General features: G+C 54.8%; 18 protein-coding genes, 1 tRNA gene and 1 pseudogene. 9 read left to right on the forward strand and 11 right to left on the reverse strand.

Going from position 1 to position 23,927, the window contains the following annotated elements; all coding sequences use genetic code 11:
• Positions 1-18 precede the first annotated feature (18 nt).
• The 3 genes from rpe (at position 19) to hxlB (ending at position 2,100) form a co-directional block, all read left to right on the forward strand.
• On the forward strand, positions 19-663 hold the full coding sequence (gene rpe, locus AAZT04_RS08440; protein ID WP_159214467.1) for a ribulose-phosphate 3-epimerase: 645 nt from the start codon (positions 19-21) through the stop codon (positions 661-663).
• A gap of 108 nt (positions 664-771) precedes the next feature.
• On the forward strand, positions 772-1,524 hold the full coding sequence (locus AAZT04_RS08445; RefSeq protein ID WP_120150978.1) for an SDR family NAD(P)-dependent oxidoreductase: 753 nt from the start codon (positions 772-774) through the stop codon (positions 1,522-1,524).
• 15 nt (positions 1,525-1,539) lie between these two features.
• Complete coding sequence (hxlB, locus tag AAZT04_RS08450; RefSeq protein WP_434679678.1) at positions 1,540-2,100, forward strand: 6-phospho-3-hexuloisomerase; 561 nt, start codon at positions 1,540-1,542, stop codon at positions 2,098-2,100.
• 51 nt (positions 2,101-2,151) lie between these two features.
• Here the strand turns inward: hxlB and AAZT04_RS08455 are convergent, their stop codons facing one another.
• The 5 genes from AAZT04_RS08455 to xylB all read right to left on the reverse strand — a co-directional run bounded on the left by AAZT04_RS08455 (position 2,152) and on the right by xylB (position 7,720).
• Positions 2,152-2,436, reverse strand: a complete 285-nt coding sequence (locus tag AAZT04_RS08455) for a DUF3892 domain-containing protein (RefSeq protein ID WP_032693573.1) — start codon at positions 2,434-2,436, stop codon at positions 2,152-2,154.
• A 260-nt stretch (positions 2,437-2,696) separates the two neighbouring features.
• Positions 2,697-4,205, reverse strand: a complete 1,509-nt coding sequence (locus tag AAZT04_RS08460; protein WP_434680237.1) for a sugar ABC transporter ATP-binding protein — start codon at positions 4,203-4,205, stop codon at positions 2,697-2,699.
• Positions 4,206-4,227: 22 nt separating this feature from the next.
• Positions 4,228-5,115: a substrate-binding domain-containing protein gene (locus AAZT04_RS08465; protein ID WP_434679681.1), complete on the reverse strand. Its 888-nt coding sequence runs from the start codon at positions 5,113-5,115 to the stop codon at positions 4,228-4,230.
• A gap of 134 nt (positions 5,116-5,249) precedes the next feature.
• Positions 5,250-6,275 (reverse strand): ABC transporter permease, encoded by a 1,026-nt coding sequence (locus tag AAZT04_RS08470; protein WP_032693575.1) that lies wholly within the window; start codon positions 6,273-6,275, stop codon positions 5,250-5,252.
• On the reverse strand, positions 6,272-7,720 hold the full coding sequence (xylB, locus tag AAZT04_RS08475) for a xylulokinase (RefSeq protein WP_072351807.1): 1,449 nt from the start codon (positions 7,718-7,720) through the stop codon (positions 6,272-6,274). The genes AAZT04_RS08470 and xylB overlap by 4 nt, the downstream gene beginning before the upstream one ends.
• A gap of 272 nt (positions 7,721-7,992) precedes the next feature.
• On the opposite strand from xylB, the pseudogene AAZT04_RS08480 reads away from it, so the two are divergent.
• Together AAZT04_RS08480 and AAZT04_RS08485 are read left to right on the forward strand one after the other, a co-directional pair.
• Positions 7,993-8,220 (forward strand): annotated as a pseudogene (locus AAZT04_RS08480) (IS3 family transposase); the annotation flags it as partial.
• 616 nt (positions 8,221-8,836) lie between these two features.
• The gene (locus AAZT04_RS08485; RefSeq protein ID WP_434679684.1) at positions 8,837-9,844 is read left to right on the forward strand and encodes a Swt1 family HEPN domain-containing protein; all 1,008 of its coding nucleotides are present in this window, start codon (positions 8,837-8,839) and stop codon (positions 9,842-9,844) included.
• 405 nt (positions 9,845-10,249) lie between these two features.
• Here the strand turns inward: AAZT04_RS08485 and AAZT04_RS08490 are convergent, their stop codons facing one another.
• Entirely contained in the window at positions 10,250-11,518 is a 1,269-nt protein-coding gene (locus AAZT04_RS08490) for a tyrosine-type recombinase/integrase (RefSeq protein ID WP_434679686.1), read from the reverse strand.
• 161 nt (positions 11,519-11,679) lie between these two features.
• Positions 11,680-11,755: transfer RNA gene (locus AAZT04_RS08495), tRNA-Asn, on the reverse strand.
• Between the two features lie 347 nt (positions 11,756-12,102).
• Between AAZT04_RS08495 and nac the strand changes: the two genes are divergently transcribed.
• Positions 12,103-13,026 carry a nitrogen assimilation transcriptional regulator NAC gene (nac, locus tag AAZT04_RS08500; protein WP_020827677.1) on the forward strand — a complete coding sequence of 308 codons (924 nt, stop codon included), beginning with the start codon at positions 12,103-12,105 and terminating at the stop codon, positions 13,024-13,026.
• Position 13,027: 1 nt separating this feature from the next.
• On the opposite strand, the gene AAZT04_RS08505 is transcribed toward nac, so the two are convergent.
• Together AAZT04_RS08505 and AAZT04_RS08510 are read right to left on the reverse strand one after the other, a co-directional pair.
• Positions 13,028-14,485: a heavy metal sensor histidine kinase gene (locus AAZT04_RS08505; protein WP_434680239.1), complete on the reverse strand. Its 1,458-nt coding sequence runs from the start codon at positions 14,483-14,485 to the stop codon at positions 13,028-13,030.
• Positions 14,482-15,189: a heavy metal response regulator transcription factor gene (locus AAZT04_RS08510; protein WP_020827675.1), complete on the reverse strand. Its 708-nt coding sequence runs from the start codon at positions 15,187-15,189 to the stop codon at positions 14,482-14,484. The genes AAZT04_RS08505 and AAZT04_RS08510 overlap by 4 nt, the downstream gene beginning before the upstream one ends.
• A 288-nt stretch (positions 15,190-15,477) precedes the next feature.
• Between AAZT04_RS08510 and AAZT04_RS08515 the strand changes: the two genes are divergently transcribed.
• From AAZT04_RS08515 to AAZT04_RS08525, 3 genes are read left to right on the forward strand one after another with little or no spacing between them, the layout of a single operon-like run.
• Positions 15,478-16,680: an efflux RND transporter periplasmic adaptor subunit gene (locus tag AAZT04_RS08515; RefSeq protein WP_197821127.1), complete on the forward strand. Its 1,203-nt coding sequence runs from the start codon at positions 15,478-15,480 to the stop codon at positions 16,678-16,680.
• Entirely contained in the window at positions 16,673-19,846 is a 3,174-nt protein-coding gene (locus AAZT04_RS08520) for an efflux RND transporter permease subunit (protein WP_258089389.1), read from the forward strand. Before AAZT04_RS08515 ends, AAZT04_RS08520 begins: the two co-directional genes overlap by 8 nt.
• Positions 19,843-21,246 carry an efflux transporter outer membrane subunit gene (locus AAZT04_RS08525; RefSeq protein ID WP_258089390.1) on the forward strand — a complete coding sequence of 468 codons (1,404 nt, stop codon included), beginning with the start codon at positions 19,843-19,845 and terminating at the stop codon, positions 21,244-21,246. The genes AAZT04_RS08520 and AAZT04_RS08525 overlap by 4 nt, the downstream gene beginning before the upstream one ends.
• 49 nt (positions 21,247-21,295) lie before the next feature.
• Here the strand turns inward: AAZT04_RS08525 and AAZT04_RS08530 are convergent, their stop codons facing one another.
• Both AAZT04_RS08530 and AAZT04_RS08535 read right to left on the reverse strand, forming a co-directional pair.
• Positions 21,296-22,213, reverse strand: coding sequence for a bestrophin family protein (locus AAZT04_RS08530; RefSeq protein WP_041415501.1), 918 nt, complete (start codon positions 22,211-22,213; stop codon positions 21,296-21,298).
• Between the two features lie 119 nt (positions 22,214-22,332).
• A complete protein-coding gene (locus AAZT04_RS08535; RefSeq protein WP_046373160.1) occupies positions 22,333-23,793 on the reverse strand; it encodes an AMP nucleosidase in 1,461 nt (486 codons plus the stop codon).
• Positions 23,794-23,927: the final 134 nt, after the last annotated feature.

The raw sequence follows: 23,927 nt of genomic DNA on the forward strand, positions 1-23,927 counted from the left end.
AAATGAGGTTTGCTTACCATGGCACAGATTTTACCATCAATTTTTGGTGCGAATATCTTAAGTCTACAAGATGAGCTCCGTTTTTTAGAAGAAGAGAACACTGAAATATTGCATGTTGATTTAATGGATGGAACCTTTGTAAATAATATTGCCTTTGGGCCGAATCAAATTTCTGCAATGAAAAAAGCCAGCAAAATGACTTTCGACGTACATATGATGCTGGCTAATCCTGAAAGACATATTGATGATGTTATCAATACTGGTGCAGAAATGATCTCAGTGCATTATGAATCAACGCCGCATGTGCATTTTATTTTACAGAAAATAAAAAAGGCCGGGCGAAAAGCCGGTGTGGTCATCAATCCGGGTACGCCTGAAAGCGTTCTGGAATATTTGTTGGACGATATTGATTACATCCTGATTATGACCATTAACCCGGGGAAACCCGGGCAGACTTTCATCGAGAAAAGCCTCGAGAAAATTAAGAAAACCAGAGAAATGATTGCTGGCCGGCACATTCAAATTGAAGTCGACGGGGGCGTTAATCTGGAAATAGCAAAAAAAGTACAGGAGGCGGGTGCTGATTTAATTGTTGTCGGTGGCGCATTATTTAATGACAACCCTAAAGCAAGCTATCAGGCATTAAAGTCTGTCATGCATTAAGTATCCAACATACATTCACGCGCTCTTAATTGAGCGCGTAATCATTATGTAGACCGCAGACGTGGGGATTTCTCTCACGTTAAGTACAAAGATTCAGGAGAACAACCGATGAGTCATTTTGAAGGTAAAGTTGCGCTAATTACCGGTGGTGCGCATGGGATTGGTAAAGGAATTGCAAAACAATTCGCCGAACGCGGTGCGCATACCGTCATTGTCGATTATAACGAGGCTAATGGCATCAAAACTGCGGAAGAACTGACCTTTGGCAATGTTAAATCGCTCTTTGTCAAAACGGACGTATCTGATCCGCAGGCACTGGCTGAAGTGCGCAGAGAAGTTATCGAGGCTTATGGCCGTATCGACATTCTGGTTTTGAACGCAGGTGTCGCTTTTGCTAATAAAGTCAAAGACATTACTTTCGAAGAGTGGAACAAAACACTCTCAATCAACCTGACGGGTTTATTCAATACGGTCAAAGCCTTCTACGATGACTTCTTAACTAACCAGGGTTCAATCGTTTACATCTCCTCCGGTTCTGCGCTGTCAGGTACCGGCGGGGGGGTGAGCTATCCAGCCAGTAAAGCGGGGGGGGAAGGCCTTATTCGTGGTCTGGCAAAGGAGTTGGGTCCAAAAGGTGTTAACGTCAACGCTATCGCGCCGCGTCTTATCGACACCGGCGAAATGATGCGTGTTAATTACCCGACGCAGGCAGATTTAGACGCAGTACTGGAGAAAATTCCGGTCCGTCGTCTGGGCACAATCGATGATGTCGCAAACCTGGCCATCTTCCTTGCTGATAAGTCAAATTCTTACATCCAGGGACAGACGATCCTCATGGATGGTGGCCGTACAATTGCCTGACCGGAGGAAAAGAAAATGGGTGTTCAAGAAAATACTGTCAGTATTCTCAGGGAACTAGAACAAAACGCGCTCAATATCGACAATGATCAGGCACAGCATTTTATCGGGAAGATCCGTAATGCGAAGCATATTTTCCTGCAAGGTGCAGGGCGCAGCGGTATTGCCATCCGCGCGTTCGCTAACCGTTTATTGCATTTAGGCTTTTCGGTCAGCGTAGTCGGGGAAATTTCATCACCTCATACGAAAGCGGGTGATTTGTTAATTATTGGTTCAGGCAGTGGCGAAACAGGCAGTCTCAAGAGCCTTGCGCAGAAAGCCGTTGAGTGTGGTGTCGACGTGGCGCTGGTCACCATGAAGAAAGACTCTGCGATTGGCCAGTTGGCCAACTGCGTGCTGGTATTACAGGGAACGGTCAAAACTGAAAACGATCGCACTCCGGGCCAGTTTTCGCAGCCAATGGGTTCCTCTTTCGAGCAACTCTGCTTTATCACCTACGATGCCATCGTGCTGGAACTCATGGACCAACTGCGTGAAACCAGTGAAACCATGTTTAAACGACACGCTGATTTTGAGTAATGACAATGAGCGCTTCGCTGGAAGCGCTCATTCGCTTATAACATCGCATCATTAAAAAGTGAGCAAATTACCCAAGTTATCGCGTTTGGTATCATTAGGATCAGTCGTGAGATAAATCCCATCAATAACATGAACCATTGCCCCATAAACCCACTTGTCATTCACGTAGGTAATTGTTTGAAAGCTTGTCTTACCGGCATTTATCAACTCAGCGACAAACTGACGCGAGTTAATTGATACGTCCTTCTCCCCATTACCGGCTTTGATGATTTTAACGTACTGAATGTGTTGCCCTGCATTGTCTCTGCGTATACCCGAGATGTAAAAGTCTGCCATTTCTCTTGCCCCTTCTGCGCTATGCCGTATAGCCACTTTGCACAACTTAATATCTGCCCTGTTGCAAATATGCCAATGACAGATTGCACAATTTTTCCACTCATTTTGCGCCAGCGCTCAGAGCCTGTATGCGGGGTAACTCACTTGATGCAATTTGTTTGGGTCTTCTGCAGGAGGGCAACTATAACGTTAATCAAATGCTGAAACAAAAACGGCCAGCTTAGCTGGCCGTTGGATGCGTTCTGTTCGGAATGAGTGCCCTAAGCCTGGGCTTCAGCATGCTCCCATGCGGCTTTGCGAAGATCTGCGGGTTTAAGGTCGCGTGCAGGAATGATCACACCATCGCATTTACCCTGTCGGAACACCGTAATGGTATCTGCCACGTCCAGCAATTCCTCTTCCTCACTCGATACCACGATGACGCAGCAGCCTTTATCTGCCAACTGATGGATGATGCGATAAATATCCGCTTTTGCCCCAATGTCGACGCCTTTGGTCGGCTCATCCAGCAATACCAGATTGGCGTTTTGCGCAATGACCCTGGCGAGCAGAACTTTTTGCTGATTGCCTCCGGAAAGCGATTTAATCGGTCCGCTCAGCGTTCCCAGCGTATTCATCTTGCTCAGCAACTCAGCGGCGGCCTGCCGCGCAGCGCTGTGACTGACAAATCCGCCAGAACGGAATTTTTTCAGAACCGGCAGCATGGCGTTGGCATAGCTCGACATCTGAGGAATGAAGCCATCTTTTTTACGTTCTTCTGTCAGGTAAGCAATCCCCTTATCAATGGCTTTTGCCGGTGAAGAAGGATGGTATTCTTTGTGACCCAGCCGGATGTCACCACCGGTAACGGTTTCCAACCCAAACAGCGTCTGGCACAAGCGCGTTCGGCCTGCACCAGCCAGCCCGTATATACCCAAAATTTCCCCGCGATATGCCTCAAGGTTGATGCCTTTCAGGCGATCAGTCTGCAGGTTTGTGACCGAGAGCCAGGGTTTGCCCATCGCGCCGCGGATCAGACTACGGCTGTTAGACGGCGCCTGATAAGCATTTGCATCGCCCACAATAGCGTCAATGATGGCGCTTTTGCTCAGCGTCTTTTTGCCTTCGTTATAAATCACTCGGCCGCCGCACATTACGGTTGCTTCATCACAAACACCCAACACTTCGTCTAATTTATGAGAGACCAGTACTACGCCAATCTGCTTTTCGCGTGCGATACGTTGTACTGCCTGTAGCAGTTCTTCTGCCTGCGCACCTTCCAGCGCGGTCGTCGGTTCATCGAGGAAAAGAAAACGGGCGTCGCGATCAAGGTTAGAAACCACTTCCAGCATCTGCTTTTCAGGATGTGACAGATTTTTGACCAGCGCGGTAGCGCTGAAACTCAGATGGTAATCATTTAGTACTTTCTCGGTATGCGCGATCATACTTGCATCATCTATAAAGCCACTGCCTTTACGACATTCACGTCCGAGAAAAAGGTTTTGCCAGACGCTCATGCCGGGAATGAGACGGAGTTCCTGATACACACAAGCAATACCTTTGTTGAGTGCATCCCGTGGCGAAGCAAGGTGCACCGGCGTTTCGCCGATCATCAGCTCTCCACTATCCTGCGTGTTAACGCCCGCCAGGATTTTCAGTAGCGTTGATTTACCGGCTCCATTATGGCCAAAGAGGCCGTGGATCTCGCCAGGCTTTACGCTGAAATCCACATCGTGGAGAACCTGCACACCCGAAAAACCGATTTTGACCTGCTTCGCCACATAATTCATCATTCTTCGCCTTTCACTTAAGTCAGTATGCTGAACCCATTACCGATGCTGCGTTGTCTTTGGTGACCAGCAGCGGTGGGTTGTTGATCATGGCTGGAACCTGTTCACCGTTCAGACTCTTCCTGGCATTTTCAACCAGCAACTGAGCCAGTTTAACCGGCTCCTGAATCGCACCGGCTTTCAATATGCTGTTGTTCTGAACGGCTTTGACGCCTTCTTTATCCACAAACGCATACAGCTTCACTTTGTCACTGACCCCCAGTTGCTGGATTGCCGCCAGTGACCCGAGCGCGGAAGGTTCGGTGTCTGAGTACACGACGTTAATTTCTGGCCTGCCCTGCAGCATTTCAGTGGTGACTTTCAGGGAGGTTGTTTCTTCTACTTTGCCATTGACCAGCGCGACGAACTTAATGTTTTTGTTGGATGCCACGGCTTCCTTGAAGCCTTCATCACGTGCATTTGCGGCAATGGATGTTGGTTCTCCCACGATACCCACTGTTGCAGTGCCATTTTCACCAATGTCTTTCAACAGCTGCTGGCCAATGAGCTTGCCGCCTTCACGCTGATCGGTCTGAACACCTTGAACCAGCGTGACGTTTTGCTGCTTCATCCCCTCGGTATCCGGAAGGATGTTGATGGCAAACGCCGGAATTTTTGCCTGATTAAGCTGGTTTATGATCGACACGCACGGGCCTGAGGAGACGCAGTTCACTGCGACCGCATCCACCTTCTGTTCAATGAAGTTCTGCACCTGCGAAAGTTGCTTGGCGTCGTCATTATCAGCAATCGAAATTTTTACGTTCAAGCCCTGTGCCGCTGCATTGTCTTCAAAGCTTTTTTTCATGGCAACGTAATAAGGGTTGGTGAGGTTCGGCAGCGTAACGCCCAATGTTTTTTTGCCGGCACCCACGGTGCTTTCAGTATCCTCACGGTTACAGCCGGCGAGCATGCAGGACAGTGCGACTATCGCTGCACCTGCGGTGATTGTGGTACGGAGTTTCATGTTTATCTCCTGGATATATGTAGGTCAGGGTTTAAGAAGCGTTATTGTTGTGTTTTGCGTGACTTCCTGACTTTGAGCCAGGGGATCACGATTTTTTTCGAGGTACGTAAGGTATCGAAAGTGACGCCGAACAGGATGATCAGGCCGATGACCAGCGGCTGCCAGTAGGCACTGACGTTCAGCACGTTCATCAGATTCGATATTGAGGCAATAAGCATGGCGCCAATCATCGCGCCGATAAGGCTGCCAGTGCCGCCAAACAGACTGACGCCACCTACCACCGCACCCGCTATTGAGAAGAACAGTTCGTCACCACGGCCCGCCGTCGGATAGCCTGTCATCAGACGCGATCCATAAATCAGGCCGCCGCATGCCGCACAAAGCCCGGAAATTGCATACACCAACAGGGTGATGCGTGGAATGCTGATCCCCGATAAGCGTGCAGCATCTGCGTTACCGCCTACCGCATAGATGTGAGTCCCGGTGATGGTGCGGCGCAGGAAGATGACACCAATAACAATGGCCAGCAGCAGCGCTATGACAGGGAACGGAATACCCAGCGGTTTTGACTGACCGATGAGGCTGTAACCAATTTGCGTCACGCGTATCGATTCGGCGCCGGTGATAATTTGTGGTATGGATGCCGCAACCCCCATCATCGCAAAAGTGACAATGAATGGCGGCACGCCGGTGCGTTCGATTATCAGACCATTTACCAGCCCACTCAGCGCACCCACCGCCAAAACGATGGGTACGGCAAGCTGCCACGGAATGCCAAATTTCTCCATCAGCAAAGCTGCAACCACGCAGGTCATCGCCACGATGGAACCGCAGGAGAGGTCGATACCCCCGGTCAGCAGGACAAAGGATTGTCCCAGGCAAAGGAAGCCGATGACCGCGCCGTTCAGAAGCAACACCATCATGTTCGAAACAGTCAGGAAGTTAGGCGTGGCGATAAACCCGCCCAGCATGACCAGTAAGAAAACAACGGCGATACCCGCTTCTGCAGGGACTTTGAGCGGCTGCTTAGGCGGTTTGATTTTTGCAGGGGTAGTTATTGAACTCATTGCAGCTCTCCTGATAATGCATTGGCATAGGTAACGTAAGCGTCCAGGACATGGCGCGCATCTTGTTGTGGCTCGGCCACTTTCTCAAGCGGCACACTCCAGCGATCGGCCATTTCAATATTTGTGCATCCCAGCACGGCAGCAGCAGCCTGAATGGCTGCACCCGCAGCTGCCGTTTCACCCACCGGAGAAATCCAAACGGGCTTGCCCGTCAGGTCAGCCAGAATCTGACGATAGGCTCGTGACTTTGCGCCGCCGCCGGTGACAACAATGCGACCGTCGTCAGTGAAGCCATGTTGTTTCAGTACCAGACCGCCCGCCAGAAGGCCGCACAGTACGCCTTCCACGGTGGCGCGAGCCATATCCTGCATCGTTGTGGTGGTACGTAATCCGCGCATGTGTCCCGTGGCGTCAGGAAGGTTGGGGGTGCGCTCGCCGTCCAGCCACGGAACAAGCTGAAGACCGTTGGCGCCGGGTGGCGAACTCAGCGCGAGCTCGTCGAATTCGTCAGGGGTAACGCGCAGCATTTTGCGAAATGTATCGGTGACTTTGGCGGAGTTCAGTGTAGTAATCATGGGGATAAAGCGATCGGCCGCATCGGCATAACCGTTGATGGTGCCGGTGCTGTCGGTAATCCCTTTCCTGGTGATGCCATATAACGTACCGCTGGTCCCGATAGAGATACCGGTATCACCGGTTTTCAGGTTCATACCCAGTGCGGCAGACATGTTATCGCCGGTCCCGACACCCACGATTGCTCCCGCCAGTTCCTCCAGCTCAGGCATCAACTTCACCACGCCTGCAGGTTGATGCGACGGGATGATAGTGGGCCAGCGGGAAATCCAGTCAATTTGACTGTTAACCACCGCTGCCAGCTGTGGTTCCCAGCTATTGGTGAAGGGGTTGAAGTAACCCGTACCGGATGCCCCGCCGCGCTCGCACACAAAGCTACCGCTCAGACGGTAAACCAGATAATCAAACGGCAGCATGATGCGGTGGGCTTTTTCCAGCAACCCCGGATAATTTTGTTCTGTCCAGGCCAGTTTAGAAATGGTCATTGCTGGCCCCGGAACGGAGCCCGTCAGGCGTGCCCATTCTTCCGGAGCAATCTTCTCGCACAATTCACGCGCTTGCGGTGCAGACTCCGTGTCATTCCACAGCTTCGCAGGACGCAGCGGGCGATCGTGATTATCAAGCATGACGAGGCCGTGCCCCTGGCCACCGACAGCCAGACCTGCAATACGTGGCCACCATTGTTTTAATTCAGTGAGCGCGGAGACTAATGCATCCCACCAGGCTTGCGGATCCTGCTCGCTACACGGCGGTGTGGTCGGTGGATGCAACTTACGAGCCTGTGCGATCACCTTGCCATTTTCAAGACTACGCAGCATGACGGTACAAGACTGGGTGGAGGAATCTATACCCGCAACAAGGTCCTGTTTCATTGAACTACCTCTGAACTATCGTTAAGAAATGACAGAGCTGAAAGCGATAACTGAATGACAAGCAAACTGGGTTATGGTTTTAGATACTCAGTTTTTGCTCATATGATCAGTTTTGTTTGCTCATTTGTAAGATATAGACAATACCCACGGCAAAACATTCGTCAATTGTCGTGTTAAGAGAACGTTACGCAGCTCTCACTTTTAGTTTCAGAGAACAGCGTCATTAGCCAGCGACGAGCTATAAGATTTGTAAAATTCCTCATAAATCTAACTTCAATGTGGTCGATGACTTTAATTGGGAAATATTGGACATAGAGATCGATCTTAATCTGTCAGCGCAACGCATAGTCAGAGTCTTGGAGAGGGTAGGAATAAGTCGTGGCTACCCAGCCATGATCCGCCTGGATAATGGGCCAGAGCTTATCTCTCAAACCTACCGCAATGAATTACTGGATTTTTTTCTGTTCAGAACACTGAATGAAGCACGGGAAATAACGGAGTGCTCTCCTCCCTGAAAACAAGCCCGTCTAGGCCAGATGTATGGGATTGGTCTCGGTGCGAAGATGGATTTAACTCAAGCCTATAATTGGACTGCGTTGGCTGCACAGCAAGATTATGCGTTCTCCCAGGCAGAGTCCTCGGTGTTATGTATGCCGAAGGGTGTGGCGTCAAACAAAACCAAGTATTAACTAAAGAATGGATTAATAGATCTTGTAAAAATGAAAAAAAGTTAAGTTTCTGAAATTAGTGAAAATAGGTTTCAGTTGCCTGGATCTCCGGGCAGTTGTGCTGCAGAACCAAATTGACACATTCCTGCTTGAACTCATGGGTGAACGTTTTTCTTCGCATTCTTTACTCGTTAGCGTTGCCCATCATATCTCTAACAAAGTATACGGCTTGATTAGACCATTACATCTTACAGGCAGCTCGGTGCCAAAAGCGGAAGTTGCTAAGCGGTTTACCTTAGCCAACAGGTATCTGGTCATGTTGAACACGTAGCCAGAAAAGGTTATTAATAACGCTGCTACGAACTCTCCCACAATGCTTTTTACGGTTAAATTTAATCGCTAAGTCGGGAATGCTACAGGCACTAGTTATCAGAATGGAGTTAACATTATGCTTTCAGAATTAGAAAAAATTTCGGACAGGGATGAACGCTCTATCATTTTATATGCTCGCCTCTGGCAATTTGAAAAGTGGCTAAGAGAAATGGTATATATTGAATTAAAGTCTAAGAAAGGCCGAAACTGGTTCAACCTTAACAAAATAAAAAACACCTATGAAACAGATAAAGCACTCACGCATATTCCGACCACTAACAACAACCCACTAAGCTTCATCACATTCCCTGATTTGCTCAAATTAATTGATAAAGACTGGGATCTCTTTTCTGAATATCTTCCTCCTCAAAATATTTGGAAGATAAAGATTGATGAAATTATTCACATTAGGAACAGAGTCGCTCATTTCAGGAATGGTCACAGAGACGATATTGATAGACTGTTGCAGTTAATGAAAGATATTGATAAAGGGTTCTGGCTTTTTTGCACGGACTACAACGATATTCATCCAATATTACCACCAGAGAGAGATGCTGTAGCAAATAAATATGTCCATCTTGACCCATTCGCTTATAAAGAGATTAGTGATAACCAGTGGGCTAGATTTGGCACTGCTCCACGAGGACTTAAATACATTTTATCAGTTAACTCGTCTAGGCGACGCTGGTCTGAAAAATCAGCTGAAATAGCGGATATCCCAGGCCATATTTATGACGTTAGTATAAGCTTAAGAGACAACTGGTTTTTTAATTACCCTAAGGCACTGAAAGAAATAGATGAATTTAAAGATAAATTGATTCACGTTTGCATGGATTCATTCTCAAAAGAAATCCGGGTGACTATTCCTGCAGTGATCGGCACTGATGAGGTATGCAACATAATAGATAGAATGATTGAAATAGCTGTAAACTCATTAACATTATGCCACTCGACAGATGATGTCAGAGTTAAAGTACAAAAAATATCTGAAGAGTGGCCTGAGCATGTGTTAGGCCCTGACAACCCTTTGACATATCTTGGTCCAGATATGCCATGCGATTTTTTCAACATCATGAAAAATTAAAAAAATCATTAGTGGGATGTTTAATCCCACGTTTGCCTGAGAAGATACAATGGCACCTATCTTTTTATTGCTTCCGACACTAAATCTATTTATGGAATGCTAAAAATGCCTCGATATCTTGTCGGGGGACCTGCCTTCCCTTTATTAATGCACGGTTGTGCTAGTGATGCACACTTCGCCGCTGATCAAAATTGCCAACTTCCGCAGCTCGCTCATAACAGACCTAATACGTTTCCGTGGATAGTTCTGTATGAGAAGCGGACTTCACACTTTCGATTCACGCAGGACAGTCTGGCTGACGATGCTCATAACGGCTTAACAATTTATCCGCACTGAAACTAGAAAAATAGCCGTATCAGTACAGACTGATACGGCTATTTTTTGGGTTTTATTTTGCCAGGCCAGTTATCCCATTGTGCAACTGATTTCCTTTCCACAAATATAAGGTGGCACATACACTTTCCGGCACATATCCAGATAATCCGACCACCATTGCATCATCGCTTTACGGGCATCGAGATATTCTGCTTTATGGACGTAGGCTGCTCGAACGCTATTGCGTTCCTGGTGACTCATCTGCCGTTCAACCGCATCCTGTGCCCATAGGCCAGATTCCATCAGGGCACTACAGGCCATTGCCCGAAACCCGTGGCCGCAGATTTCATCTTTTGTGTCATAGCCCATCAGGCGTAGCGCCTTGTTGATCGTGTTTTCACACATCGGTTTATACGGATTGTGATCGCCGGGGAATACCAGCACCTGATGACCGGATATTTCCCGTATCTGTTTCAGAATAGCGATGGACTGACAGGAGAGTGGAACGATATGTGGAGTACGCATTTTTGCACCACGCCCAGAGTAACGGACACCGGGGATGGACTCGCGAGTGGCAGGAATGGTCCAGATTCTATTTTTGAAATCGATCTCAGACCAATGGGCGAAGCGCAGCTCGCTGGAGCGGATGAATAGGTGAAGGGTAAGTGATACGGCCAGGCGGGTTAACTCTCGTCCTTGCTTGTAGTCCTCAATGCGTGTCAACAGTTCCGGCAGTCGCTCCAGCGGAAGGGCAGGGTAGTGGCGTTTAACGGGAGGGACGATGATACCGTCCAGATTTGCTGCAGGATTATGCTCTATCAACTCCTGATGTACGGCATGACGCATGATGTTGCACATATGCTGCCGGGTACGTGCTGCGACTTCCAGCAGACCTTTTTGCTCAATGCCTTTCAGCAGGTCGATAAAATGGCGAGGTTTCAGTTCAGTTACCGGCAAGTGTCCAATCACAGGAAATATATGATTGTTCATGCTGGCAAGCAGACGGGTTGCATGGTTCTCTGACCATGTTCGGTTGCTGTTATGCCACTCCAGTGCCACATGTTTGAAGGTTTTTTCTGGTGTGGAAGTGGTTCTTTCAGCAGAGCGCTGTTGTGCTGGATTGATATTTTGCGCGAGGAGTTTACGGATACCATCACGCTGTTGACGAGCATCAGCCAAAGACACGTCAGGGTAGGCGCCTAAGCCAAGGCGAGATTCTTTTTTATTGATACGATATTTGAGATACCAGAGACGTGAACCGCCTGGATTAACCAACAGGTACAGACCATGGGAATCGGAAATTTTGAAGGGTTTAGCGGATGGTTTTAAGCTGCGGATTTTTGTGTCGTTAAGAGACATTTGGGGGTCACTCCGTCATCGAACCAACATGACCCCAAATCTGACCACCAAATTCTCCCGATGCAGAGGGAAAACTAAAAATGCATCGGGTAGATTTTTCGCGCTAACTTATTGAATCTAAATCACATAAGGATTCGCAAAGAGGCATGAAAACAAGAATTTGGCTCCTCTGACTGGACTCGAACCAGTGACATACGGATTAACAGTCCGCCGTTCTACCGACTGAACTACAGAGGAATCGTGTGAACGGGGCGAATAATAGCGGGGTGATGCGGGCTTGTAAAGCCTGAAAACGCCTTGCCGTTTCGTTTGCTGCAAGATTATTCAACCTGCTGCTTTTTATGGCTTTTATTGATGCTCTGCTGCGCAATGGTTCAGGAGCGGCCACGGGCTGCACTCCGCGTGCTTCACGCTGGTGCAAACCTTCTCCGTTCTGGGTCGTCCAACGCAGGGAGGCATTGAGCACCAGCATCATTTTTTCTTATTTTTCCGGCGATTAGTTAACGGCTTCTCTTATTTCGTCGGTCTGGCCCGGATCTTGCTGCCGTTCTGTCAACGCAGTTCAGCGGCATGACGGAGGCAATATGAATTTCAGACGTCTGAAGTATTTTGTGAAAATCGTCGATATCGGCAGCCTGACCCAGGCGGCGGAGGTGCTGCATATTGCGCAGCCGGCGCTCAGCCAGCAGTTGGCCACCCTGGAAGGGGAGCTGAAACAGCAACTGCTGATCCGCACCAAGCGCGGCGTGATGCCGACCGAGGCCGGAAACATCCTGTATGCCCATGCACAGACCATTTTGCGCCAGTGTGAACAGGCGCAGAGCGCAGTCAACAGCGCCGGACAGGCGATGAGCGGCCAGGTGTCCGTCGGGCTGGCGCCGGGTAGCCTGGCATCACAGTTGGCGCTGCCGCTGCTGCAGGCGGTACGCGATCAGCATCCGGGTATCTTACTCAGTTTGAATGAGAACATCGGCTCTACGCTCGCCGGACAGGTTGCCGGTCAAAGTCTGGATATGGCGGTGATCTACGGTGCCAAAATGCCTGCGGGCCTTCAGGCCACCGCGCTGATGCGAGAAGATCTCTATCTGGTGGCGACGCGTGCGGTGCCGAACCCGGGTAACAGCGTTGATCTGCTGGACGTTGCGCGCCTGAATCTGTTCCTGCCGCGCGAAGGTGATGTGGTACGCACCCAGGTGGATGAAGCCATGGCGGTGCGCAAGCTGGCCGCCAATGTGATTGGTGAAATCGAGTCCTCCAGTACCTTGAGCGCGGCCATCGCCAGCGGCCTGGGGGCCACCATTTTACCCGAGTCGGTGGCGCGGGCGATGATTGGCCCAGCCAAGGCCTGGATGGCTCGAATCAACGCTCCGTCGCTTAGCGTGCCGCTGTCGCTGTGCATTTCCGCACAGCACTCCTTGTCGGCGCCGGCGTTGGTGGTGAAAGAGATCCTGCTGTCGATCGCCGCCAGCCGCAGTCAGGAAAAACGCGTGTTGGCGTTGGTACAATAAATCACGACAGGCTTTCCCGCTTAATCTCGGCGATGGTGGGAGCCGCCGGCAGCGGTTTTGGCGCCGGTGGCGTCAGGTTTTCCTCTGGCTGCGACAGCGCCAGCGAGAAACCGAAGGTGTTGACGCCGTCGAGACTGTGGACGAAGGCATCCCCCTGGTGCATCAGCGCAATGGCGCGGACGATGGACAGCCCCAGCCCGTGGTGCATGTCGCTGCGAACGCGCGAAGAGTCGACGCGGTAGAAGCGTTCAAACAGCCGGCTCAGGTGCTCGGGGGCGATGGTTTCGCCCTGGTTGGCAACGGCGACGACGGCAAATCCCCGCTGCTCCTGCAGCAGTACCGAAACGGCGCTGCCCGCGACGGCGTGGCGCGCACTGTTTTCAAGCAGGTTAGCCAGCGCGCGATGGAACAGCCGCCGGTCAACCTGCGCCCGCACTTCTCCGGAAATCTCAATGGTCAAATCGTTTTCCATAAACGAAGGTTCGACGTATTCCGCCGTTTTCAGAGATTCTTCCCGCAGCGACACTTCGCTCAGTTGGGTGGCGTATTGTCCGGCCTGAGCGTGGGACAGGAACAGCATGTCGTTGACGATCGAGGTCATGCGCTCCAGCTCTTCCAGGTTCGACTGCAGCAGTTCTTCCAGTTCCTGTACGCTGCGTTCGCGAGCCAGCGCCAACTGGGTTTGACCAATCAGATTGGTGAGCGGGGTGCGCAACTCATGCGCCACGTCGGCGTTAAAGCTCTCCAACTGCCGCCAGGCCACTTCCTGGCGCGCCAGCACGCCATTGAAAGACTCCGCCAGGTTGCGCAGTTCGGCCGGTAAGGTGGCGCTGTCCAGCCGCTGGCCGGTTGTGCCGGGCACCAAGCGGTGCGCCTGTGCACTGAGATTGAGCACCGGCCGCATACCGAAGCGCGATATGGCGTAGCCCAGCAGTGCCGCCAGCCCAATCCCCAGCAGCGAAATCACCACCAGCGCCTGGGTGAACTCTCTCAGCGTGCCCATATAGGGGGCAGAATCAATCGCCACCACATAGCGCACTTCTGGGCGAGCGCCCAGCGGCGGCAGCGTCGCGATCAGCATATACAGCGGGCAATCGCCGTCAGGATTAGCGGCAGTGGCGAAACCGTCCGGCAGTTTTGACCAGTGGGTACCCGGCGGGGGAACACCGCCGAAGCGATAGCGCGGATCCTCGCTGATCACCCAATATTTCACCTGGCTGCCTTCGCTGTTGGACAGGGTATTGAGCTTTTGTTGCACCATTGGCCAGTCGCGAGCGGTCCCTTTGGCTTCGATAAAGGGGGAGACCAGCGAATGGCGAAAGTGCAGCTCGTTGTGCATCTGGTTTTGCAACGAGGTCAGCAGCGAACTGCGCAGAAACAGCGCCAGCACCAGCATGATCAGCGCCATGGTCAGCGCGAACATCAATGCCATCCGGCTGGAAATGGAAATTTTCATCAGGCGATTATCCGTGGCGCATCGCGATGCAGCGGACGATTTTCCAGCACGTAGCCCATGCCTCGCACCGTGTGCAGCAGCTTTTGCGGATATGGGGAGTCGATTTTGGCGCGCAGGCGCTTAATCGCCACTTCAACCACGTTGGCGTCGCTGTCGAAGTTCATGTCCCAAACCTGTTCGGCGATCATCATTTTGGACAGTATCTCCCCCTGATGGCGAGCCAACAGGCTGAGCAGGGCAAATTCTTTGGCGGTCAGATCGATACGCTCCCCGCCGCGGGTCACTCGCCGCGCCAGCAGATCCACGTGCAGATCGTCGATTTGCAGTTGGGTGACGTCAATGCCGTCGCTGGTGCGGCGGCGCAATAACGCCTGGATGCGGGCGACCAGTTCAATCAGCGAGAACGGCTTGGGCAGATAATCATCCGCGCCGTGGCGCAGGCCCTTGACGCGTTCGTCTACCGAACCGCGGGCAGACAGCATCAACACCGGCGTCTGTTTGCTGGCGCGCAGGCCTTCCAATACCGCATAGCCGTCTTTGCCCGGCAGCATCACATCCAGGATCACCGCGTCATAGTCCTGCTGCACCGCCAGGTGCAAGCCCTCAATGCCATCGCCGGCGACGTCTACGGTGTAGCCCAGTTCGCTCAGTGCGCGGTTAACGTAGGACGAGGTTTTTTCTTCGTCCTCAACCAACAGTAATCGCATGGCCACTCCCGTCATTATCACCTGATGATTAATTAATCATGAAACCCGCCACCTTGCCACAAGACATCATGTTCAGTGATGAGTTTATGACAGCCATGCGGTCGTGAAGCTGACGGCTGGCTGACATTTTTGTCAGCTAACGCCGCCGCCAGATAAAAAACGCGTTAACTGACACGAATGTTATCTGCGGGTCACGTTGAGGTCAGTTTGCCGCTCGTACAGTAACCTTTGGCCGCTTTGTGGCGCGCCGCGCAACCCTTGACCCAGCATCTAAAAGGATACGAACTCATGAGCCTCAAAATCGCCTCTCTTGCTGTCGGCGTGGTGGTGGCCGCTACTTCGCTCTCTTTGTGGCTGGTGGTGGCCGCTCGCGATACGCCGCCAACTGCACCGCCATCACCGCCACGGGTCGGGGTGGTAACGTTGAAAAGCGAACCTATACCCCTGACCAGTGAACTGCCGGGACGGGTTGCCGCCTTTCGCAATGCGGAAGTGCGGCCACAGGTCGGGGGCATAGTGCAAAAACGCCTGTTTACCGAAGGGGAACAGGTCAAGGCGCAGCAACCGCTTTACCAAATCGATCCGGGGCTGTTTCAGGCGGAATTCGATCGCAGCAATGCGGCCTTGGCGCGAGCGCGGGCACAGCTGCGTACCGCCGCGTTGTTGATTCAACGTTACCGGCCGCTGGCAGAGAGCCGGGCCATCAGTCGTCAGGTGTATGACGACGCAGTAGCCGCTCATCAGCAGGCGGTGGCCGACGTGCAGTCTGCGGAGGCGCAGTTGGAAACGGCACGTATCAATCTGGTTTATACCCGGGTGCTGTCACCCATCGACGGCATTATTGGACGTTCGCTGGTGACCGAAGGGGCGCTGGTGACGGCGCAGCAGGCCGAGGCGGTGGCGGCGGTGCAGCAGATAGATCCGATTTATGTGGATGTGACCCAGTCCAGCGTCCAACTTTTGCGGTTGAGAAATGCGCTGGAAAGCGGCGCGGTTGCGCAGGCCGACGGCCCTCAGTCTGCGGCGGTCACTCTGACACTGGAAGACGGCTCTCGCTATGCCCACGGCGGCAAATTGCAATTTTCAGAAATCACGGTGGATCGTTCCACCGGCTCGGTGGTGCTGCGCGCGGTATTCCCCAATCCGGAACGCAAACTGCTGCCGGGCATGTTTGTGCGAGCCCGGCTGTTAGAGGGCATGGCCGCGCAAGGGGGGCTGCTGGTGCCGCAGCGGGGCATTACCCGCAACCCGCGCGGTGAAGCGACCGCCCTGGTGGTGAACGAGGCGGGCAAGGTTGAGCTGCGCGAACTGACCACCGAACGGGCGATGGGGGACAGTTGGCTGGTGTCGACCGGGCTGGCGGCGGGCGATCGGGTGATTGTCGAAGGCGTGCAGCAGGTCAGGCCTGGCGCACAGGTCAATGCGGTGGAGTGGGCTCCGGCTGCCACAACGCTGTTAAGCAGCACTCGTAAGGAGCCGGCGCATGGCTAAATTCTTTATCGAGCGCCCGGTGTTTGCCTGGGTGCTGGCCATCATCATGATGCTGTGTGGCCTGCTGTCGATTGCCAATCTGCCGGTGGCGCAGTACCCAAGCATCGCACCGCCCACCGTCAGCATTCAGGTCAACTATCCCGGTGCCTCGGCGAAGACGGTGCAGGATACGGTGGTGCAGGTGATTGAACAGCAGATGAACGGTCTCGACAATCTGCAATACATTTCCTCCGAAAGTAATTCCGACGGCAGCATGAGCATTGCGTTGACCTTTGCGCAGGGCACCGATGCCGATACCGCGCAGGTACAGGTGCAAAACAAGTTGGCGCTGGCACAGCCGCTGTTGCCGCTGGAGGTACAGCAGCAGGGGATCCGCGTCACCAAGTCCACCGCCAACTTTATGATGGTGATGGCGTTTGTCTCGACGGATGGTCGTATGACCCGGCAGGACCTGGCGGATTACGTCGCCTCCTATGTACAGGATCCGATCAGCCGCACCAACGGCGTGGGGGACTTCCAATTGTTCGGTGCGCCTTATGCGATGCGCATCTGGCTGGATCCTGCTGCGCTGGTGAACTACAGCCTGACCGCCACCGACGTCAGCAATGCGATTCAGGAGCAGAACGTTGAGGTTTCATCCGGTCAGTTGGGGGGGCAACCGGCGTTGCCCGGCCAGGAGCTGAATGCCACGGTAATTGGCCCCTCACGCTTGCAGACCCCGGAGGAGTTCGGCCAAATCCTGCTGAAAACCGATCCGGACGGTTCGCGGGTTTGCCTGGCCGACGTGGCGCGCATTGAGCTGGGCGCGCAGAACTACGCGATTGATAGCTACTACAACGGCAATGCGGCGGTCGGGCTGGGCGTGCGTCTGGCAACCGGTGCCAATGCGCTGCAAACCGCGCAGGCGGTGCGTGCCACGCTGGCGGAGCTGAAACCCTTCTTCCCACCGGGAATGGAAGCCGTGGATGCCTATGACACCATTCCATTCATTAGCCTGTCGATCGAAAACGTGGTGCGTACGCTGGTGGAGGCGGTTGTGCTGGTGTTTGCGGTGATGTATCTGTTTTTGCAGAACTTCCGGGCCACGCTGATCCCGACGCTGGCGGTGCCGGTGGTGCTGCTGGGGACCTTTGGCGTGCTGGCGGCCTTCGGTTACTCGATCAACACGTTGACCATGTTTGGCATGGTGCTGGCGATTGGCCTGCTGGTGGATGACGCCATCGTGGTGGTGGAAAACGTCGAGCGGTTGATGCATGAGGAGGGGCTTTCACCGAAGCAGGCAACCCGTAAATCGATGAGCCAGATCACCGGTGCCTTGATAGGCATCGCCATGGTGCTGTCGGCGGTATTTGTGCCGATGGCGTTTTTTGGCGGTTCAACCGGCGTGATCTACCGGCAGTTCTCCATCACCATTGTCTCCTCGATGGTGCTGTCGGTGATGGTGGCGGTGGTGTTTACCCCGGCGCTGTGCGCTACGCTGCTCAAGCCGGTAAAGCCGGGAGAGCATGCCGCACGCAAAGGTTTCTTTGGCTGGTTTAACCGCCGCGTCGAGTGGGCCAACCGCAGTTACGCGGCTTCGGTAATGCGCGGTCTGGGCCGCCCGCGTCGGCTGATGCTGATTTATCTGGTGATTGCCATTGCCACCGGCTGGCTGTTTACCCGCATGCCGACCTCGTTCCTGCCGCAGGAAGATCAGGGCATGTTGTTCGCGCAGGTACAGGCACCGGCCGGGGCCACCGCAGAACGGACGCAGGCCACCTTGCGCGGTGCCACGGAGTACCTGTTGAAAATGGAGAAGGACAGCGTGCGTTCGGTGTTCGCTATCTCCGGGTTTAACTTCGGCGGGCGCGGGCAGAACGTCGGCACCCTGTTTATTCGCCTGCATGACTGGGACCAACGGCCGGACGCCTCGCAAAAGGCCGACGCGGTCGCCGCCCGCCTCAACGCCATGTTCGCACGCGACTTTCGCGATACCCGTATCTTTGTGGTTTCGCCCCCGGCCGTACGTGAATTGGGCAACGTGGCGGGCTTTAACTTCCAACTGATGGATCGCGGCGGTATTGGGCATCAGCCATTGCTGGCGGCGCGCGACAGGTTCCTTGCCGCTGCCCGGCAGAGCCCGGTGTTGAACAACGTGCGTGCCAACGGTCTGGAGGATGCGCCCCAGTATGAACTGCTGATCGACCGCGAGAAGGCGCGGGCGCTCAGCGTGCCGATCACGGAGATTAACCGCACGTTGTCGCTGGCCTGGGGCTCGGGTTATGTGAACGACTTTATCGATCGCGGTCGGGTGAAGCGGGTTTATGTGCAGGGAGATGCCTCGTCACGCATGCTGCCGCAGGATCTGGAACAGTGGTTTGTGCGTAACGACAACGGGGATATGGTGCCGTTCTCCGCCTTTGCCAGCGCCGAATGGACCTACGGTGCGCAGAAACTCAATCGGTACAACGGCGCACCGTCGTTTAACCTGCAGGGCGAACCGGCGGCGGGCTTCAGCTCCGGCGACGCGATGGCTGAAATGGAACGCATTGCCGCCACCATGCCGCCCGGCGTGGGCTACGACTGGACCGGACTGTCGTTTGAAGAACGGTTGTCCGGCGCCCAGGCACCGGCACTCTATGCGATTTCACTGTTGGTGGTCTTCCTGTGTCTGGCGGCGCTGTATGAAAGCTGGAGCGTGCCCAGCGCGGTGATGCTGGTGGTGCCGCTCGGGGTGATTGGCGCGGTGGTGGCCACGTTGCTGCGTGGGTTGGCCAACGACGTTTATTTCCAGGTGGGGTTGCTGACCACCGTCGGGCTGGCGGCCAAAAATGCCATTCTGATCGTGGAGTTCGCCAAGGCGCACTTCGAAGCCGGCGCCAGTCCGGTAGAGGCGGCGGTGCAGGCCGCCAGACAGCGGCTGCGGCCGATCCTGATGACCTCGCTGGCGTTTATTCTCGGCGTGGTGCCGCTGGTGATTGCCAGCGGGGCAGGCTCAGGCAGTCAGAATGCCATCGGCACCGGGGTGATCGGCGGCATGCTGACCAGCACCTTCCTGGCCATTTTCTTCGTACCGGCATTCTTCGTCATCATGCTGCGGCTGTTTCGGGTGAAACGGCTCAGCGAACGCCGCCGGGCAGAGGATGAAGCGGAGATAACTGCCCCGGCGCCGGGAGCCGAGCCATGATAAAACTTTTGGCTATCATGCTGGCCACTGCCACCCTGACGGGCTGCTCGTTGACGCCGGACTATCAACGCCCCGCTGCGCCGGTAGCGCCAGCCTATCCGGATTATGGCGTCGCGCAGGTCGACGGAACGGCAGCGGCTATCGGTTGGCGTGGGTTTTACCGCGATCCGCTGCTGCAAACGCTGATTACGCAGGCCCTGGCGAATAACCGTGACTTGCGCATTGCGGCGCTGAACGTGGAGGCGGCTCGCGCTAACTACCGCATTCAACGGGCAGATACGCTGCCCACCCTGGCGGCGCAGGGCAGTGGTTCGGTACAGCGTACCCCGGGCAGTCTGTCCGCAGGCGGGCAGTCTGCGGTGGGGCGCAGCTATCAGGTCGGGGGAGCGCTGTCGTGGGAGTTGGATCTGTTCGGGCGGCTTCGCAGCCTCAACCAGCAGGCGTTGGAATTGTACTTGGCACAGGATGAAACCCGGGCCGCCGCGCAACTGGCGCTGATCGCCGAAACCGCCAACGCTTATCTTTCGCTACGCGCCGATAGCGAACTTCTGGCGCTGGCGCAGGAAACGCTGGGCTCACAGCAGGCGGCCTTTGGGCTGGTGGAACAAAGCTTCCAGCTCGGTGTGGCGACCGAACTGGATCGCAGCCAGGCGGAGGTTGGGGTACGGACGGCGCAGCGTGATTTGGCTCAGTATCGGCGTCAGGTTCGGCAGGATACCAATGCCCTGACGCTGTTGGTTGGGCAGCCGTTGGGCTCGGCGATGAGTTCGCGTCTGGCGCAGGCCGGCACCTTGCCGGACGATCTGTTGCCGGAAAACATTCCGGCCGGGCTGCCGGCAGATTTGCTGACCCGGCGGCCGGATATCCGAGCGGCAGAGCATCAGCTACGTGCCGCGAATGCCAATATCGGCGCGGCGCGGGCGGCGTTCTTTCCGACCCTCAGCCTGACCGGTTTCGGCGGCACGGCCAGCGCCGGCCTGGACGGTTTATTTTCTGCCGGTTCCGGTGCCTGGAGTTTTGTGCCGCAGCTCTCGCTGCCTATCTTCTCCGGCGGCTCTTTGCGTGCGGGATTGGATCTGGCGGAGGTGCAAAAACGCATTGAGGTGGCGCGTTATGAGCAGGCGATACAACAGGGATTTCGCGAAACCGCCGATGCGCTGGCCGGTCGCGACACGCTGGATGAGCAAATCCGGGCGCAAACGCAGTTGGTGGCGGCCAATCAACGCGCTTACAGCCTGTCGCAGCAGCGTTTTCAGCAGGGCGTGGATAACTACCTGACCGTGCTGGATTCCCAGCGTTCCCTGTATGCGGCGCAGCAGGTGTTGGTCGATACGCGCCTGGCGCGATTGACTAATCTCGTCGATCTTTACCGTGCGTTGGGCGGCGGGTGGCGCGAATAAGGGTTTTGCCAACAGGCGCGGCCTTCACCGCGCCTGACGTGGTTGCCGGTTAGCTGAGCTGGTAACGGCTGTCCGGCCGTGCGGCCGCCGGTAAATCCGTTTCGTCGTTCATTTCGCGCAGGTTGATCTCAATCGCGTTGCACATGGCATTGAGCGGCAGGTCATTGGCGGCGGTGCCGAACGGATCTTCCAGTTCCTCTGCCAGCGAGTCCAGCGAGATGAAGGTGTAGGAGATAAACACCGACACCAGCGGCGTCATGTAATGCAGATCCGGCACCAGCGCGAAAGGCAGCAGGGTGCAGAACAGGTAGACCGTACGATGAACGATCAGGCTGTAGGCAAAGGGGATCGGCGTATTGGCGATGCGTTCGCAGCCGCCGAGGATCTCCGACAGCCGGTTGAGGTTTTGGTCGATGCTGTGAAACAGCATGTCCGACAGCTGTGCCGATTGTCGTTTTTCGCCAAGCCATTGGCCCATCATCAACAGCAGCCGGTTGCAGGGGGACATGCTGTTTTCTATTGCTCGCAGATCGACGTTGGGCAGCAGCCGTTGCAGGTCGGCGCTGCTATCGGTGCCGCGCAGCTGGTGTTTCAGGCAGTAGCTGAACGCGATCAGCAGGGCGGCAAACTCGCGCGCCGCCTGATCCTGCTGCGGTAGCAGACTCTTGATCTGGCGCAGCAGCGAGCGCTCAACGATCAGCAGGCTGCCCCACAGCAACCGCGCCTCGGTGAAGCGCGCATAGCTGACGCTGTTGCGGAAGCCGAGAAAGATAGCGATCGCCACGCCCAGCAGGCTGAAAGGCGCCAGGGTCAGTTTGACCCCCAGATGTTCGTACCATTGAAAACACAGCACGGCGACGATGGACATCGCCACGTTAAGGCTGAGGCGAAACAGAATTTTGGATAGCACTGAACCGTGCCAGACGAAGAGCCGCCTGAACCAGTGTTGCTGAGGTCTGACAATCATATGTGTGGTGATGTCTGGGGAATGAGAGCCGCTGTTGTAACAGATTTGCGGTCGGTACATCAACGATCTGAGTATGAAAAGTTAAAAAGCCCGCCGAAGCGGGCCCAGATCCTTCGTCATCAGCGGAACGGCGGCTCGTTAAAGGTACGCAGCTTGCGGGAATGCAGGCGATCGCCCTCGGCGCGCAGCAGGTCGATAGCGCAGATACCGATCTGCAGGTGTTCCGAAATGGCCCCTTCATAAAAGCGGTTGGCCTGGCCGGGCAGCTTGATTTCACCGTGCAGCGGTTTGTCGGACACGCACAACAGCGTGCCGTAAGGCACCCGGAAACGGTAGCCCTGAGCGGCGATGGTGGCGCTTTCCATATCTACCGCGACGGCGCGGCTGAGGTTAAAACGCAGCGCCGACGCGGAATAGCGCAGCTCCCAGTTGCGATCGTCGGTGGTGACCACGGTGCCGGTGCGCAGGCGTTGTTTTACCTCTTCGCCGGGCATGCCGCTGACCATTTTGGTGGCGTCATACAGCGCACGCTGTACTTCGGCAATGCTTGGGATCGGGATATCCGGTGGCAGCACCGAATCCAGCACGTGGTCGTCCCGCAGGTAGGCGTGCGCCAGCACGTAGTCGCCAATCGACTGGCTTTCGCGCAGGCCGCCGCAGTGGCCGATCATCAGCCAGGCGCTGGGGCGCAGCACCGCCAGATGGTCGCAGATGGTTTTGGCGTTGGAGGGGCCGACGCCGATATTGATCAGCGTGATGCCCTGGCCGGTGCGCGAGATCAGGTGGTAGGCCGGCATCTGGTGGTTTTTCCAGGCCAGGTCGGAGACCGCCTGATCCGGTGCGGTGGTTTCCGGCGTGATATAGATGCCGCCGGCGCTCGACAGCGCAATATAAGGACTGGCCGGATCGGCTATTTCGGCGCAGGCCCAGCGGACAAACTCATCCACATAGCGGGTGTAGTTGGTGAACAGCACGAAGGGCTGAAAATGCTCCACCGGGGTGCCGGTGTAGTGCCGCAGCCGCGCCAGCGAAAAGTCGGCGCGCAGGGCGTCGAAGTGCGAAAGCGGGAAGGTGCTGGTGGCGTGAAACAGGCCATCGGCGGTCTCATCGCCAATTTGCGCCAGCTCGGTGGTGGGGAAATGCTGCGCCAGGCTGGCGCTCATCGACCGATCCAGCATCAGGTTTGAACCGTCGATCACGTAAGGGAAAGGTATTTCCTGCTGTGACGGCCGCACTTCGATATGCGCATCGTACTCCCCGGCCAGCATGGTCAACTGTTCTGTCAGATAATGGCGGAACAGATGCGGGCGGGTGATGGTGGTGGTATAGCAACCGGTGTGGGTGAAACGGCCATAGGCGCGGGTTTTGGTTTGACCGGGCGATTTTCCGTCCCAGCTGACGCGCAGCTCAGGGTAAACAAATAGCCCTGCCGCGCGGGTCTGCGCGTCGGGCAGACTGCCATGGCTGATAAAGTCACCGACCGCCTGGCGCAGCGCCTCAACCGAGGCGACATACAGCGCTTCCAGTTGTTCGACTGCCTGAGCGGGGGTGAGGCCGGTGCCGGATTGCTGACTGCTCATACTCTCTCCTTGGTTCTCCCGGCTATGCGGCGGGGAGGCATACGGATGCCGATATCAATTCACAGCAACAGGTTAGCCGAAGATGGGCGCAAAAGCTTTGGAGAAACGGCAGGGGGCGAATAAATTCGCCCCGA

It is taken from the genome of Serratia sp. Je.1.23.a (assembly GCF_051129805.1).
GTDB classification, from domain to species: Bacteria; Pseudomonadota; Gammaproteobacteria; order Enterobacterales; family Enterobacteriaceae; genus Serratia; species Serratia liquefaciens.

Excerpts from the sequence above, each read along its gene's own strand:
- AAZT04_RS08510 (WP_020827675.1), bottom strand. The coding sequence starts at position 15,189 with ATGCGATTACTGTTGGTTGAGGACGAAGAAAAAACCTCGTCCTACGTT.
- AAZT04_RS08470 (WP_032693575.1), bottom strand. The coding sequence starts at position 6,275 with ATGAGTTCAATAACTACCCCTGCAAAAATCAAACCGCCTAAGCAGCCG.
- AAZT04_RS08445 (WP_120150978.1), top strand. The coding sequence starts at position 772 with ATGAGTCATTTTGAAGGTAAAGTTGCGCTAATTACCGGTGGTGCGCAT.
- AAZT04_RS08455 (WP_032693573.1), bottom strand. The coding sequence starts at position 2,436 with ATGGCAGACTTTTACATCTCGGGTATACGCAGAGACAATGCAGGGCAA.
- AAZT04_RS08535 (WP_046373160.1), bottom strand. The coding sequence starts at position 23,793 with ATGAGCAGTCAGCAATCCGGCACCGGCCTCACCCCCGCTCAGGCAGTC.
- AAZT04_RS08460 (WP_434680237.1), bottom strand. The coding sequence starts at position 4,205 with ATGAATTATGTGGCGAAGCAGGTCAAAATCGGTTTTTCGGGTGTGCAG.
- AAZT04_RS08485 (WP_434679684.1), top strand. The coding sequence starts at position 8,837 with ATGCTTTCAGAATTAGAAAAAATTTCGGACAGGGATGAACGCTCTATC.
- rpe (WP_159214467.1), top strand. The coding sequence starts at position 19 with ATGGCACAGATTTTACCATCAATTTTTGGTGCGAATATCTTAAGTCTA.
- AAZT04_RS08515 (WP_197821127.1), top strand. The coding sequence starts at position 15,478 with ATGAGCCTCAAAATCGCCTCTCTTGCTGTCGGCGTGGTGGTGGCCGCT.
- AAZT04_RS08490 (WP_434679686.1), bottom strand. The coding sequence starts at position 11,518 with ATGTCTCTTAACGACACAAAAATCCGCAGCTTAAAACCATCCGCTAAA.
- nac (WP_020827677.1), top strand. The coding sequence starts at position 12,103 with ATGAATTTCAGACGTCTGAAGTATTTTGTGAAAATCGTCGATATCGGC.
- hxlB (WP_434679678.1), top strand. The coding sequence starts at position 1,540 with ATGGGTGTTCAAGAAAATACTGTCAGTATTCTCAGGGAACTAGAACAA.
- xylB (WP_072351807.1), bottom strand. The coding sequence starts at position 7,720 with ATGAAACAGGACCTTGTTGCGGGTATAGATTCCTCCACCCAGTCTTGT.
- AAZT04_RS08525 (WP_258089390.1), top strand. The coding sequence starts at position 19,843 with ATGATAAAACTTTTGGCTATCATGCTGGCCACTGCCACCCTGACGGGC.
- AAZT04_RS08520 (WP_258089389.1), top strand. The coding sequence starts at position 16,673 with ATGGCTAAATTCTTTATCGAGCGCCCGGTGTTTGCCTGGGTGCTGGCC.
- AAZT04_RS08530 (WP_041415501.1), bottom strand. The coding sequence starts at position 22,213 with ATGATTGTCAGACCTCAGCAACACTGGTTCAGGCGGCTCTTCGTCTGG.